Genomic DNA, 14,696 nt, shown 5'->3' with positions numbered 1-14,696 from the left:
AGCTTTCTATGATCATTCACCCAGAAAAGGGCTGCAAATCACAGCCTATTTCCCGGTTTCATTATCATATCAAGGCGGTTACAAGCGATGATCGCAGCGTTTCATTGCCGCTTTTCCCGGACCAGCTGATAGGCCTCTTCATCGACAATCAATGTGACATCCGGATGCTTCCACAAGAACGAAGCCGGAAAGCTGTCGGTGATTCTCCGTTCCATGAACTGCATTACTGCCGGCGCTTTTTTCGCCCCGGATGCCAACAGCAGGATTTTCCTGCTTTTCAGAATGGACGCGATGCCCATCGTAATGGCATGCGTCGGCACTTCTTCCGGGGAAGCGAAGAATCGCGCGTTGTTCTCTCGGGTCGAATCCGTAAGGGCGACGCAATGGGTGAGGCTGCCCTCCGGCGTTCCGGGTTCATTGAAGCCGATATGGCCGTTCGTGCCGAGTCCGAGAATCTGCAGATCCGGCGGCCCGATGCGGTCAATCAGCGCTTCATAGCGCCGGCATTCCGCTTCAACATCCACCGCCCGGCCATCCGGAATATGGGTATTCGCATGCGGTATATCGATTGCCTTGAACAGGTGCTCGTTCATGAAGCTGCGGTAACTGTTGGGGTGGCCGTCCCCAAGCCCGCGGTATTCATCCAGGTTGATTGTTTGCACATGTCTATAAGAAACCCCGCGCTGCCGGAAGCCTTCCGCCATTTTTTCGTAAAGCCCGATCGGTGTCGAGCCGGTCGCAAGCCCCAGAACAAAATGGCTGTTGCTGAGGACTTGCTGTTCAACGATTGCCGCTGCTGCACTGCTCAATTCTTCGAAGTCCGCCACTTCGATCAATTTCACATTCATTGTACTCGCTCCTTCGCATAAGCGATGTTCCCCCAGCAAATGGTCATCTGCACATTCAATCCGCTGTCCAAAATGGCAATGTCCGCGTCGCGTCCGGCTTCAATCTTCCCTTTATTGGCGAGGCCCAGTTCTTTGGCCGCATTGGCTGAAGTCATCGCCACCAATTCTGAAAGTGTGCAGCCCGTCGCAGACCGCATATTTTTCACCGCGTCTTCCATCGTCAATATGCTGCCGGCGAGCCTGCCGTTCGAAAGCCGCGCGCCATCCGCGCCGACTTCGACATTCTGTCCGCCGAGGTCGTACGTTCCCGGCGCTAACCCTTTCGCCCGCATGGAATCGGTGATCAGCACGAGCCGCTCCGCCCCGATTTGGTGGTACGCCATCTCGACCGCTTTCGGATGGCTGTGAATAAAATCGGCGATGATTTCCACCATCAGCCCGTCTTCAAGCAAAGCCGCACCGACCACTCCGGGTTCGCGGTGGTGGAACGAGCTCATCTGGTTATAGAGATGCGTCACATGGCCCGCGCCCGCAGCCATTGCGGCTTTCGCTTCCGCAAAGCTTGCGTCCGAATGGCCGATCGAAACCACCACGCCTTCTGCTGCAGCCTGCTCGGTAAAAGCCAATCCGTTTTCCGTCTCCGGAGCAATCGTCACCATCCGGATCCGTCCGCCGCTTTGCCGCTGCCATCTCTCGAATTGCGGAAAGCTGGGCGCCACGATGTGTTCGAGCGGCTGAGCTCCTGGCTGTTTCGCGGAAATGAACGGCCCTTCCAAGTGGATGCCGAGCATTTCCGCTTGAGCGCCATTAGCCGTGAATCGGGCGGCATTTTCAAGCGCCGCAGAAATGGCCGCATCCGATTGCGTCATCGTGGTCGCCAGAAAACCTGTCGTGCCTTCTCTCGGCAAAGCACTGGCTAACCCGCCCAGCGCTTCCGGTGTGGCGTCCATGGCGTCGAACCCGGCAGCGCCGTGGATATGGACGTCAATAAACCCGGGCACCGCTTTCCAATCCTTGCCAGCAGCATCGATCCGCAAATCAGCGTCCGCGGAAATGGAAGCGGCCACTTGGGTGATCTTGCCTTCTTCTATTAAAATATCGCCGGTAAAGCTGTCGGTTTCTGAATCCGCAATGGTGATGCCGGTAATCAGCAAAGATTTCTCCATTTCGACCACTCCTTGCGAAAAGCCGAGAACACCACGAGGATCTTGCCGGCCTTGCCGCTGTCATTATCGGACTTTTATTAATAAACGTGCTTCATCCTGTTCTCCGGCAAACCAACTGGAGAGCAGGTTTGGTTATTTTTATCATACCCATCGCGCCATGGCGCTTCAAATCTTTTACATCGGCTTGCCGGTGGCTTTTGCCGCTGTCCCTGGCTTCTATAGAGTGGTACGCGGAAGCAGCTGCGGCTTTATTTTCGGCTCAAGCGTTCAATGACGTTTGCCAGCAGCAGCGTCCGTTCGGCCAGCGACGGGATATACAAGTACTCGGATTCCTGATGGGCATCAGCGCCGCACGGGCCAAGGCCATCAATCGACGGGATGCCAATGGCCCCCGTCAGGTTGCCGTCCGAACCGCCGCCGCTCTTTTCGTGCTTCAGATCCAGCCCAATGGCCGCTCCTTCCTCGGCTATGATGCCGATCAGCGCTTCCGCTTCCGCCGTCAAATTCCAGGCCGGGCGCGTGATATTGCCGGTCAATCGGAGCACGGTTCCCGGCACTTCTGAATAGCTGCAGATTTCCTTGATCGCCGCATCGACCGCTTCGCCGTCTTCCCGCGTCTCAATCCGGACATCAATCGCTGCTTCGGCAGACGGCGCAATCGTATTGACCGACGTGCCGCCTTTGACCAAGCCGACATTGACATTGATGCCTTTTTCACGATCCGTCAGTGCATGTAGTTTGACGATTTTTTTCGCCAGTTCTTCGATGGCGCTGATGCCGTTTTCCGGTTCGATGCCGGCATGAGCGGATTTGCCCTGCACAGCCAAAAAGTATTTGCCGCCGCCTTTACGCTCGGAGACCAAATTGCCGTTTTGCGCAGGTTCCAAAATCAATGCGTATTTTTTCGTCCCGGCGACGCGTTCGATCAGTTCCCGGGAGCCGACCGAGCCGATTTCCTCGTCGGTATTGAAAACGAGTTCGACGTTCTTATAAGATTCACTGCCGCTTTCCTGCAGCGCCTTCAGCGCATACAAAGCCGTGGCGATGCTCGCTTTCATGTCGATGACGCCCGGACCGTACGCGTAGTTGCCTTTTCTCGTAAACGGGCGCTGCCCCGCCGTCCCTTCGCCGAACACCGTATCCATATGCGCGATCATGACAATTTCCGGCTCCTTCGCACCGGGATGCCGGAGCACGAGGTTATTGCCGAAGCGCACTTGTTCATGCACGTTTGTTTCAAATCCGATTCCCGCGAACTCCGCACTGAGCACTTTTCCAACATGGTCGAGGCCGTCTTTCATATAAGATCCGCTGTCGATGTTGACCAGTGTTTCGATCAGCTTGAGCATGTCGTCTTCCCTTTGATCAATAAACGCTTTCATTCCCCACACTCCTTTTTCCCAATTATCCCATAGATCCGATTCCGGGTACCAGGCTAACACAAAACGCCCCTCCGGCGCAGTGGCGGATGGGCGTTTTCAAAATTTGTATAACCGTTATTTCTGTTGTCTCGGGCGGATCAGGATTTCATTGACATCGACATACGCCGGCTGTTCGACGGCATAGGAAATTGCCCGGGCGATGTCTACCGCCTCCAGGAATTTCATCTCGCCGCCGGATGCGAACATATCGAGGATGTCCTGGTCGGTAATGTGTGTCGACAGTTCGGTTGCGACCGCTCCCGGTGAAATGATCGTCGCACGGATGTCCATTTCCGGATCGAGTTCCTGGCGCAGGCCTTCGGTGATCGCGCGGACCGCGAATTTCGTTCCGCTGTAGACAGCGCTTCCCGGCGTCACGTCATGCCCGGCAACCGACGCCACATTGATGATGTGCCCGGATTTCTGCTCTTCCATCTGCGGAAGCACGGCTGCGATGCCGTACAGCACGCCTTTGATGTTGACGTCGACCATCTGGTCCCATTCGCCGATTTTCCGTTTGTTCATGAACGACAGCGGCATCAAGCCGGCATTATTGACGAGGACGTCGATGCGGCCAAACTTTTCGATTGTCGCATCCGCAAGCGCCTGCATCTCGTCTGCAGACGTCACGTCCGTCGCTTTAAATTCGGCGGTGCCGCCTATTGCTTCGATTTCCTGCTTCAATTGGACCAGGCGATCTTCGCGGCGTGCCGCGAGCATCACCGAATAGCCTTTTCTGGCAAGCTCTTTTGCTGTCGCTTGCCCGATGCCGCTGCTCGCGCCTGTAATGATTGCTGTTTTTTGGTTTGCCATGTTTTATTCCAACTCCGTTTCTTCTAGTAGGTGCCTCTTGCCTCAAGTAAACTCTACCTTCTGCACCTGCCGCTGTAAACCTATCCGCCTGCAATGTGGTATGTTGGAAGGAACAACACTTGAAAGGTGGAAACGCCCGTGCACGCCCATCAACCTTTAACGATCGACTTGCCGCAGGAATTCGACTTTGCGGCGAACCTCGCCTATATGCAACGGAATTCCAAAGAATGCATGTACGCGATTGACAATGAAACCATTACCCGCGCCTTGGAGATCGGCGGCGAACGCCTGTTGATCCGAGTCAGCGCGCATGAAAACCGGCAGCTGCTGGTGCATTTCTTATCCGGCGTCCGGGTGGACGGCGTTGAACTCTATATCCGCGACTGGTTCGACCTCGGCACTGATCTTGCGCCGTTCTATGAAATGGCGAAAACCGATCCACTTCTCCGAAGCACTGTCGAAGCCCATTACGGCCTACGCAACATCGGGCTGCCTGACTTGTTCGAAGCGCTGTGCTGGGGCATCCTGGGCCAGCAGATCAATCTGGGCTACGCCTATACGCTGAAGCGCCAGTTTGTCGAGAATTTCGGCGAAGCGGTGGAACATGAAGGCGTACCGTAATGGATCTTCCCTTCCTATGAAAAAATTGCGGAATTGTCGCCGGAAGATATGGGCGACATCAAGATGACCGTCAAGAAAAGCGAATACATCATCGGCGTCGCGCGTCTTATGGCGAGCGGCGAATTGTCGAAAGAAGGGCTGCTCGCGCTCGGCAGCCTGCACGCCATCGAGAAAGAGCTGATCCGCATCCGCGGCATCGGCCCGTGGACCGCCAATTACGTGCTGCTCCGCTGCCTCCGCTACCCGGATGCTTTTCCGGTCGATGACGTCGGCCTCATCAACGCCATCAAATTCCAGCTCGGCCTCGACCGCAAACCGACCAAAGCGGAAATCCTTGAGCTCGCTGTTCCGTGGGAAAATTGGAAAGCATACGCGACGTTTTATTTGTGGCGGGTGCTTTATTGAAAAAACCGGACCTCCGGCAAGCGCGGAGGTCCGGTTTTTATTTTGCATGCGGTTTGATTGGGTCAGGGGATTTTTTTAAACATCGATAGGAGTGCCAGAAACGTCGATAGAAATGCTGAAAACGTAGATAGAGACAATCAAAACATCGATAGAACCACCTGCTAACGAGGATAGAAACGCCGGAAACGATGATAGAAAACGTAATAGCTCCCCCTGCCTCTTTCACTACACAAAAAAAACGCCAACGCAAAATCATGCCGCTGGCGCTTCTTTTATTTTTCCACTTTCACCATGCCATATGAAGTGATGGCGTTCCACATCGATTCGGGGATGTCGAGCTTGCCGACCATCTCCTGCGGAATCGTTTCATGGATTTCCTGTTCTTTGCCTTGTTTCACTTTTTCGGTCCATTCCGGATCGACCAGCGCTTGGCGACCCATTGCGACGATATCGGCGCCTTCTTCGAGCGCTGCCACAGCGTCTTCAGGTTTTTTGACACTGCCGACCACGACAAAGGGCACGCGGCCGTTGATTTGCTTCGACAGGATTTCGACGATGCTGCCTTGTTCTGCTGCACCGCGCGGCTGTTTCTTGAATTCGAATAACGACACGTGGATGTAATGGATGCCGCTCTCGATCAATTTCTCGACGAGCACTTTTGTTTCTTCAATCGTGTAGCCGACCGAGTCCTCGTTGTTTTCTTCCGGCGACAAGCGGTAGCCGATGATAAAACTGTCGTCTGCGTATAGCGCAGCTGTCTTCTTCACTTCGGCCAAAACCGCCATCGAGAAGCTCAAACGGTTTTCCAGGCTGCCGCCCCATTTGTCTTCGCGCTGATTGAATGTCTTGGAGACGAATTGCTGGATCAAATACGTGTTGGCGCCGTGGATTTCCACGCCGTCAAAACCGGCTTCGATCGCGCGGCGCGTCGTTTCGCCGAAATCACGGATGATGTCGTCGATTTCAGCTTCTGTCAATGCGCGCGGCGTCGGTTTGCCTTCCGGCGCAGGCACGGCACTTGGTGCCACCGTTTCATTGGCAGCGATCAAGTCCGGCTGGCCTTGGCGCCCGCCGTGCTGCATCTGCAGAATCGCCTTGCTGCCGTTCGCTTTCATTTCCTGCGCCAATAACTTCAAGCGCGGCAGGGCTTTGTCGTCAAACCCGATAAACTGGTTCGGGAACGCGATGCCGTTTTCAGAGATTGCGATGCAGGCAGAAACGAACAGGCTGCCGATGCCGGAACGGCGGTTGTAGTATTCCAGTTCCGCGTCCGATACTGTGCCGTCCGGATTGCCGGAATAAGTAGTCATTGGTGCAACGCCCAAGCGGTCCTGCAGCACCACGCCGTTCGGCAAAGTGATTTCTTCGAATAATACTTTATAGTTTGGATTCATGTGAATTCCTCTTTTCTTTGTCTATAGGTATATCAAAATAGCATACACCCCTTGCCAGGACAAGAATCCTGCCTGGCAGACGATAATTTTTGACCCTCTTGATGGGCAGTGGTACGCTTTTCTCGAATCTGCTTTTGAAGGAGGAATTTCATTGATCCCGAAAACTTATAAAGAAATCCATTTGGCAAACCGTCCCGAGGGACTGCCTGCCGACGAAGACTTTGCGTTTATCGAAAAGGAAATTCCCGAACTGGGCGCCGGCGGAATCTTATTGAAAACCTTGTACTTGTCGGTCGACCCGTATATGCGCGGACGCATGCGGGATGTCAAATCCTACATTGCGCCGTTCGAACTGAACAAGGCCATCACAGGCGGAGTGCTCGCGGAAGTTGTTGAATCGAATTCAGAAGAGTTCCAAAAAGGCGACATTGTGAGCGGCCATCTCAATTGGGCTGAGTACAACGTGTCAAAAGGCAAAGGGCTGCAGAAAATCGATCCAGCCGCCGCTCCGATCACGGCGCGGATGAGCATCCTTGGCATGACCGGCTTGACGGCGTATTTCGGTTTGCTGGATATCGGCAAACCCCAGCCGGGCGAAACCGTCATAGTATCAGGCGCGGCCGGAGCTGTCGGATCGGCAGTCGGCCAGATCGCCAAACTGAAAGGCGCCCGAGTAGTGGGCATTGCAGGATCGGATGAAAAAATCGATTACTTGATTAATGAACTAGGGTTCGACGCAGCTGTCAATTACAAGAAAGACAGCTTCGTGGAAGACTTAAAGGCCGCACTACCTGACGGCGTCGATGTCTATTTCGACAATGTTGGCGGCGACGTCTCGGATGCGGTCATCTCGGAACTCAACAATAACGCCCGCATTCCGCTGTGCGGCACGATTTCATCGTATAATTCAGAAGGCGAAGACATCGGTCCGCGGATGCAGTGGAAATTCATCAAGACCAGCTCGATGATGAAAGGCTTCACAATCGGCGATTACGCAAAAGACTTCCCTAAGGGTGCAGCCGAACTTGAAAAATGGCTGCAGGAAGGAAAATTGAAATACGAAGAAACGATTGTTGAAGGCTTTGAAAACACGCCGGATGCATTCCTCGGCCTGTTCAAAGGCACGAACCTCGGCAAACAGCTCGTGAAAGTCGCCGATCCGGAATTCGCTAAATTATAATAATAAAAGCCGTCCAGCTGGACGGCTTTTTCTGTGGACAAAATGGCATATATAGATGTAATCCTTTTATAGATCTTTAAGAAACCGAAAAACAGTCCGCGGGATAATGAATATCAACTCCGCCAGGTTTCCCGCAAATTCCAGTACATCCCAAATCCAGCCCTTGCCTTTCTTCTCTTTCTTTTTCATCCCGCATCCCCCTTTTAAAAAGTATACGCGGCAATCAAAGAAAAGGTTTCATTCGCCCAGCAGCCCGAATGCTTCTGCGAGCAGCCGCAGCGTCGCCAGCCGGTTGTCCGCACCGGAAATGTTCGGGATGACGGTGATTTCATCTGCATCGAAGAGCTCCGCAATCCGTCCGATTTCCGCTCGGACGGTATCTGGCGTCCCGATGATCATCCGGCTGCGGTTGCGTGCGATTTTCTCCTGTTCGCTTGCGCTGAAGCCGCGGCGCTCCGCTGTTTCCACCGACGGATAATACGGAGGCGGCGTATCGGACTCCACGAACAGGAGCCACAGGTCGAATGCTTTCGCGAGGCGCTCGGCTTCTTCTTCCGTTTCGGCAATGACGACGAACATCGCAATGATCGTCTTCGGCTCCTGCAACAGCTTCGACGGCCGGAAATTGCTGCGGTATGCGGCAACCGCCTGAACGCCTGTATCCGACGGCTTGGCGAAATGGGCATAGGCGTAAGCGAGGCCGTTCTTGGCAGCGAGCCGCGCGCTGCCTTCGCCGGTTCCAAGCAGCCACATCTCCGGCGCCGTTTCCGTGACAGGCGTCGCGATGAGCTGCCGGAAGCGGTGCGTGCTCTCCGTATCGTCGATGAAGTATTTCTGCAGATCCTGAATTTGCTGCTCATACGATACTTTGATGCCCTTGCTTTCATTGAGCGCCGCATTGACGTCGCGGTAGCTGCGTGAACGGCCGATCCCGAGGTCGATGCGGCCGGGATGGAGCGCTTCGAGCATGCGGAAATTCTCCGCGACTTTATAGGAACTGTAATGCGGCAGCATGACGCCGCCAGAGCCGATGCGGATGCGCTGCGTCGAAGCGGCCAGCTGCATCATCAGCATTTCCGGCGTGCTGCCGGCGACCGACATCACTTTATGGTGTTCGGCCACCCAGAAGCGCTTGAAGCCGTAGCGCTCTGCGGCCTGCGCGAGCGCCACCGACTGCAGCAGCGCTTCTCGCGCCGTCGCCCCTTCGTCGATCGGCGAGTAGTCGAGTATATTCAAAGCAAACACAATTCCCACTCCTGACATTCTCTAATGGCATAAGTTTATCATAGTCGGATTTACAGCCCCAATGTCAGCTTCGCATGTAATTAAAAACCGAATTTCCCCTATCCAAGCTGATTTATTTATAAAACGTACAAATGAACATGTAAAAAGGGCGGCTCAGTGTATTTTGAGCCGCCCTTTTTACATTTATTTGGATATACTTCCTTATACAGTTGAAATACTTTCTATTCGGCGGCAAATACTTTCCTTTCGGACCCGAATACTGTCCGCAAGCCTTCAATCCGTTCAATCCACCACAAAATACCGCGCATCCGGATGGGCAAAAACAATCGCCGACACCGAAGCTTCAGGGTCCATCATGTATTCTTCCGTCAACTGGACGCCGATGTCTTCCGGCTTGATCAAGCCGAACAGTTTCGCCTGGTCTTCGAGGTTCGGACACGCCGGGTAGCCGAATGAGAACCGCTGCCCTTGGTATTTCGCGGCAAAACGGTCGCGCATCGAGAAGTCGGTTGAGTCCGGGAAGCCCCATTGGTCGCGGATTTCCTGGTGGACGCGCTCGGCGAATCCTTCTGCGAGTTCGAGCGCCGTTGCCTGCAAGGCATGGCTTTCGAGGAACTTGCCGGCTTCTTTCAGACGCGCCGCCTCGTCCCGCACCCCGTGGCCAGCCGTCACTTGCATAAATGCCACATAATCCATTTCGCCGCTGTCGACAGATTTCAAATAATCCGCAAGGCACAGGAACGGCTCCGCCGACTGGCGCGGAAACGTAAAGCGCTCGATTTCCGTCTTGGCATCCGCCGGGCTATAGATGATGACGTCATCGCCGTCGCATTGCGCCGGGAAAAACTGGTACATGCCCGACGGCTTCAAGATGCCTGACTGCAAAAAGCCGGTCGCTAGTTCGTGCAGCTCGACCGCACGCGGATCGCCTTTGGCAAGCGTGTTTTCGTTGAACCCTTTCAAGCCGAGGTGGTGGCCGATCAGCGTCCGCATGTTGACGTACGGATACAAATGCGCCACGGAATAATCCTTCAGCACATGGCGGCGCAAATCGTGCGGCTTGTAGACCGGCACATCTTCCCGGACCGTCTTCACCGGACGGACGGCAACTGCCACCGCCTGCTTCGATGCTTTTGCCGCTTCCGAAACCTTGCGTTTTTCCTGCTGTTCATCGAGCTCATCCAATAGCACAGCTTTCCCGGCGCTGCTCTGCAGGCGGTTTGCGAGATCCAGCCCCTGCATGGCATCTTTTGCGTAGATGACCGGTCCGTCGTATTCCGCGGCGATCTTCGTTTCGGTGAAGCGGCGCGACAATGCCGCGCCGCCGACCAGGATCGGCACATCGATGCCCGCTTCCTTGAAGTCCTGCGCCGTCAACACCATCTGCTTCGCCGATTTCACCAGGAGCCCCGACAAACCGATGATGTCCGGGTTCTCTTTCTTGATGACATCGATCAATGTCGCCGGGGTCACCTTGATGCCGACGTCGATGACCTTGAAGCCGTTGTTGCTGAGGATGATGTCGACCAGGTTCTTGCCGATGTCGTGGACGTCGCCTTTGACAGTCGCGAGCACCACTTTCCCTTTGCCGGAATCGTCTGCTGCTTTTTTCTCCATAAAGCCTTCAAGGAATGAAACCGCAGCTTTCATGACGCCAGCGCTTTGCAGCACTTCTGCGACAATTAGCTGGTTGTCGTTGAACAAACGGCCGACTTCCGCCATCCCTTCCATCAAAGGCCCGTTGATAACGTCAAGCGGCGTGTCGTACATGTCGAGTGCCTTTTCCAGATCCGGAATGAGCCCTTCCTTCGTGCCTTCTAAAATATAGTAGGCCAGGCGCTCCGGCACCGTCTTCGGAATATCGTCTTCGCTTTTTTCTTTTTTCTTGTCGCGGTAAAAATCGGTGAAGTCCGCAAGCGTCTGATCCGTTGTCGTAAACAGCAGCTCATCCGCCATCTTGATTTCCGCTTCCGGAATCGAAGCGTAGCGCTCCAATTTCTCCGTGTTGACAATGGCGTAGTCAAGCCCCGCCTGCGTGCAATGGTACAAGTAGACCGCGTTCAGCACTTCGCGGCCGACCGGCGGCAAGCCAAATGATACGTTGCTGATGCCGAGGATCGTCAAGCTGCGCGGCAGCTTTTCTTTGATCAGGCGGATGCCTTCGATCGTCTCGACAGCCGAGCCGATGTATTGCTGATCGCCGGTGCCGACCGGGAAGACGAGTGGATCGAAAATGATGTCTTCCGGTTCGAGCCCCCATTTGCCGGTCAATAATTCATACGAGCGCTCCGCGATTTCGAGCTTCCGCTCGCGCGTCACCGCCATGCCGGCTTCGTCGATCGTCCCGACGACAACAGCCGCGCCGTATTTTTTCACAAGCGGCATGACGGCATCAAAGCGCTCCTCCCCGTCCTCGAGGTTGATCGAGTTGATGATCGCTTTCCCTTGCGAGAATTTCAGCGCCGCTTCGATGACATCTTCATCCGTGGAATCGATGACGAGCGGCACTTTCACTTTTTTGACAACTTCCTGCATGAATGCCGTCATATCTTCGAGTTCATCACGGTCCGGGTTCGCGAGGCAGATATCGATGACATGTGCACCGTTCTTCACTTGCGCCCGGGCAATTTCCGCCGCTTCCTCGAATTGGCCATCGATGATCAGCCGCTTGAACTTGCGTGAGCCGATGACGTTCGTACGCTCGCCGATAAACAGCGGCCGCATCGTTTCATCGTATTGCAGCGGCTCAATGCCGGATACTGCATGGCCATGGCTTTCCGCTTCCGGCTTTCTTGGCGGAATCCCTTCCATCGCTTCACGTACCGCTTGGATGTGTGCAGGCGTCGTGCCGCAGCAGCCGCCGACCACATTGAGCCAGCCTTTTTCCGCAAAGCCGCGAAGCTTTTTCGACAGCGATTCAGGCGTTTCGTGGTAATGGCCTTCCTCATCCGGCAGCCCCGCATTCGGGTAGCAGCTGACAAAGCCGTCCGATAGCTCGGACAGCGAACGGATATGGTCGGTCATGAATTCCGGCCCCGTCGCGCAGTTCAGGCCGACCGACAGCGGCTTGATATGCTCGATCGAAATATAGAACGCTTCGATGCTTTGCCCGGCGAGCGTCGTGCCCATCGGTTCGATCGTGCCGGACACCATGATCGGCAATTCCTTCCCGAGCTCTTTGAACGCTTCTTTGATGCCGATCGTCGCCGCCTTGACATTGAGCATGTCCTGGCTCGTTTCCAATAGGATCAGATCCGCTCCGCCTTCGACGAGCGCTTTCGCCTGGACGTAGAAATTGTCCTTCATTTCATCGAATGTCACCCCGCCGGTCACCGACAGCGTCTTTGTCGTCGGTCCGATGGCGCCTGCCACAAAGCGCGGCCATTCCGGCGTAGAGAATTTCGCGGCACTCGCTTTGGCGATTTCGACAGCGCGCCGGTTGATTTCAGGCGCCTGGCTGCCAAGGCCGTATTCATCGAGCACGATCGGCGTGCCGCCGAACGTATTCGTGCAGAGGATATCCGCCCCCGCTTCCAAATACGCATCGTGGACGCCTTCGATGACTTCCGGGCGGACGATGTTCAAGTACTCGTTGCACCCGTCGAATTCTTCACCACCGAAATCTTCCGGCGACAGGTCGGCGTTCTGGATCATCGTGCCCATCGCTCCGTCGATGATGAGGATCCGTTTTTCGAGTTGTTGTTCAATGAGAGGTTTCGACATGGCTGTTATCGCTCGCTTTCTGCAAATCTATTTGTCGGATGTAATCGATCAATTCCACGCACATTTCATAGCGCAAAAACGGCGTGATCAGATAGATGCCGTTGAAGAGCCCGGCTGCGGTATCGATCAATTCCTTGGCAATCTGGATGCCTTCCGCTGTCGCCCGCTCCTTGTCTTCGCCGCATGCGCGCATGCGCTCGAGCGCATCTTCCGACAATTTGATGCCTGGCACTTCGTTGTGCAGGAATTCCGAACTGCGGATGCTCGTCAGCGGCATGATGCCAAGGAAGACCGGGGTCTCCAAATGCTTCGTTTCCTCGTAAATTTCAATGATTTTCTCTTTTGTATAGACCGGCTGGGAAATGAAATAATCCGCCCCGCTCTCGATTTTCTGTTCCATGCGCTTGACGGCCCGACTGACGACGCGGACGTTCGGGTTGAACGCCGCCGCCACCGAGAAGTTCGCTTTCTTGCGCAGCGGCTTGCCGGAAAATGAAATGCCTTCGTTGAGCTTCTTGATCAATTGGATCAGTTCCATGCTCGAGACGTCATAGACGCTCGTCGCCCCCGGGAAATCACCCACTTTTGTCGGGTCGCCCGTTACCGCTAATATATCATGCATGCCAAGGGCATCAAGCCCCATGAGATGCGATTGCAGGCCGATCAGGTTGCGGTCGCGGCACGTGATGTGCGCGAGCGGCCGGATGTTTTCCTGTTTCAGGATCGAGCCCATCGCCATGTTCGAGATGCGCGGCGAAGCGAGCGAATTGTCCGCCATCGTCAGCGCATCGATACCTGCTGCATCCAGCGCTTTCGAGCCTTCAATGAACGTGGTGATATCCAGATGGCGCGGCGTGTCGAGCTCAACGATGATCGTCCGCTCAGTCTTCGCTTTTTCGTGGAGCGGCTTGACGTCCAGCGCTTCCGCTTCGCGGATGACAATCGGCTTTCTCTCTGCCACTTTCTTCTCTGTCACCGGCGCCAAGTTCCGCAAGCGTTTTTTCGTTTCCGCAATATGCTTCGGGGTCGTGCCGCAGCAGCCGCCGATCAAGCGTACGCCTTCTTCCCGGAGCAGCAAAGCTGCGCGGCCGAAATAATCCGCTTCCGATTCATAGACGATGCGGCCGTCTTCGACGTCGAGCAGGCTCGCATTCGGATAGGCGGACAAGAATGCCTTTTTCGGCAGCTCGACGCCTTCGAACGCCTGGATCGTGTGATGCGGACCAAGGCGGCAATTGACGCCGACAATGTCTGCACCGAGCGCTTCCAGCTCCTTTAAAGCGTCGTTCAGCAACATGCCATTTTGCAGGATGCCCGGCTCGTGCATCGACACTTGGGCGATGAGCGGCGTTTCCGTGAGGGTTTTCAGATGGGTGACGGTTGCGGCAAGCTCCTCGAAATCATAATACGTCTCAAGCAAGAGGCCGTCCGGATCGCCGGACAGGAGGTGCTGCGCCTGCTGGTCGACCATCGCGATGATCTCTGTGAGCGTCGCGTCGCTTTTGCGGAAGCCCCGGATGCCGCCGATTGTCCCGAAGACAAATTGGCCGCCGGGCGCCGCGGCGCGCTTCGCGATTTCAATCGCCGCACGGTTGATGTCCTTCACTTGCTCCTCAAGTCCGTAGCGCGCAAGCTTATGCGCGTTCGCTCCGTAGGTGTTGGTCTGGATGATATCCGCCCCTGCCCGGATATAGTCGTGGTGGATCTTCTCAATGATTTCCGGGCGCTGGATGTTCAGCTCCTCGTTGCAGTATTCAATGCCATACGAATACAAAAGCGTTCCCATTGCACCGTCCGCCGTCAATACCCTTGTCTTCAACGCTTCCAATAACTTCATGCCGCTCATCCTCCTATGCAAATAAAAAAAGCCCTCCATGAAA

Annotated in this window: 12 protein-coding genes; 3 read left to right on the top strand and 9 right to left on the bottom strand. The window is 55.1% G+C overall.

Translation table 11 applies throughout. The features are described from left to right. Positions 1-101: 101 nt before the first annotated feature. The 4 genes from nagB to ACTL32_RS09705 all read right to left on the bottom strand — a co-directional run bounded on the left by nagB (position 102) and on the right by ACTL32_RS09705 (position 4,248). Positions 102-848, bottom strand: a complete 747-nt coding sequence (gene nagB, locus ACTL32_RS09720) for a glucosamine-6-phosphate deaminase (RefSeq protein WP_441341280.1) — start codon at positions 846-848, stop codon at positions 102-104. Further along, positions 845-2,014, bottom strand: a complete 1,170-nt coding sequence (gene nagA, locus ACTL32_RS09715; RefSeq protein ID WP_441341279.1) for an N-acetylglucosamine-6-phosphate deacetylase — start codon at positions 2,012-2,014, stop codon at positions 845-847. The genes nagB and nagA overlap by 4 nt, the downstream gene beginning before the upstream one ends. Positions 2,015-2,262: 248 nt before the next feature. After that, positions 2,263-3,396: a M20 family metallopeptidase gene (locus tag ACTL32_RS09710; protein ID WP_441341278.1), complete on the bottom strand. Its 1,134-nt coding sequence runs from the start codon at positions 3,394-3,396 to the stop codon at positions 2,263-2,265. A 114-nt stretch (positions 3,397-3,510) separates the two neighbouring features. Continuing rightward, a complete protein-coding gene (locus tag ACTL32_RS09705; protein WP_441341277.1) occupies positions 3,511-4,248 on the bottom strand; it encodes an SDR family oxidoreductase in 738 nt (245 codons plus the stop codon). Positions 4,249-4,386: 138 nt separating this feature from the next. Between ACTL32_RS09705 and ACTL32_RS09700 the strand changes: the two genes are divergently transcribed. Both ACTL32_RS09700 and ACTL32_RS09695 read left to right on the top strand, forming a co-directional pair. Then, positions 4,387-4,869 carry a DNA glycosylase gene (locus tag ACTL32_RS09700; RefSeq protein WP_441341276.1) on the top strand — a complete coding sequence of 161 codons (483 nt, stop codon included), beginning with the start codon at positions 4,387-4,389 and terminating at the stop codon, positions 4,867-4,869. A gap of 3 nt (positions 4,870-4,872) precedes the next feature. Next, positions 4,873-5,274, top strand: a complete 402-nt coding sequence (locus tag ACTL32_RS09695; RefSeq protein WP_441341310.1) for a DNA-3-methyladenine glycosylase family protein — start codon at positions 4,873-4,875, stop codon at positions 5,272-5,274. Positions 5,275-5,546: 272 nt separating this feature from the next. Here ACTL32_RS09695 and ACTL32_RS09690 read toward each other — a convergent pair whose 3' ends face one another. After that, positions 5,547-6,668, bottom strand: coding sequence for an NADH-dependent flavin oxidoreductase (locus ACTL32_RS09690; RefSeq protein WP_441341275.1), 1,122 nt, complete (start codon positions 6,666-6,668; stop codon positions 5,547-5,549). Between the two features lie 154 nt (positions 6,669-6,822). On the opposite strand from ACTL32_RS09690, the gene ACTL32_RS09685 reads away from it, so the two are divergent. Then, on the top strand, positions 6,823-7,848 hold the full coding sequence (locus tag ACTL32_RS09685; protein WP_441341309.1) for an NADP-dependent oxidoreductase: 1,026 nt from the start codon (positions 6,823-6,825) through the stop codon (positions 7,846-7,848). Positions 7,849-7,914: 66 nt separating this feature from the next. Here ACTL32_RS09685 and ACTL32_RS09680 read toward each other — a convergent pair whose 3' ends face one another. The 4 genes from ACTL32_RS09680 to ACTL32_RS09665 form a co-directional block, all read right to left on the bottom strand. Further along, positions 7,915-8,037, bottom strand: coding sequence for a hypothetical protein (locus ACTL32_RS09680; RefSeq protein ID WP_441341274.1), 123 nt, complete (start codon positions 8,035-8,037; stop codon positions 7,915-7,917). A 48-nt stretch (positions 8,038-8,085) separates the two neighbouring features. After that, positions 8,086-9,093, bottom strand: coding sequence for an LLM class flavin-dependent oxidoreductase (locus ACTL32_RS09675; protein ID WP_441341273.1), 1,008 nt, complete (start codon positions 9,091-9,093; stop codon positions 8,086-8,088). Between the two features lie 282 nt (positions 9,094-9,375). Beyond that, positions 9,376-12,816 carry a methionine synthase gene (metH, locus tag ACTL32_RS09670; RefSeq protein WP_441341272.1) on the bottom strand — a complete coding sequence of 1,147 codons (3,441 nt, stop codon included), beginning with the start codon at positions 12,814-12,816 and terminating at the stop codon, positions 9,376-9,378. After that, positions 12,797-14,653, bottom strand: coding sequence for a bifunctional homocysteine S-methyltransferase/methylenetetrahydrofolate reductase (locus ACTL32_RS09665; RefSeq protein WP_441341271.1), 1,857 nt, complete (start codon positions 14,651-14,653; stop codon positions 12,797-12,799). Before ACTL32_RS09665 ends, metH begins: the two co-directional genes overlap by 20 nt. Positions 14,654-14,696: the final 43 nt, after the last annotated feature.

The sequence above is a fragment of the Planococcus sp. FY231025 genome (assembly GCF_052078085.1).
GTDB lineage: Bacteria > Bacillota > Bacilli > Bacillales_A > Planococcaceae > Planococcus.
The sequence above is the reverse complement of the archived record's forward strand: the minus strand, read 5'-3'. Positions and strand labels throughout refer to the sequence as shown.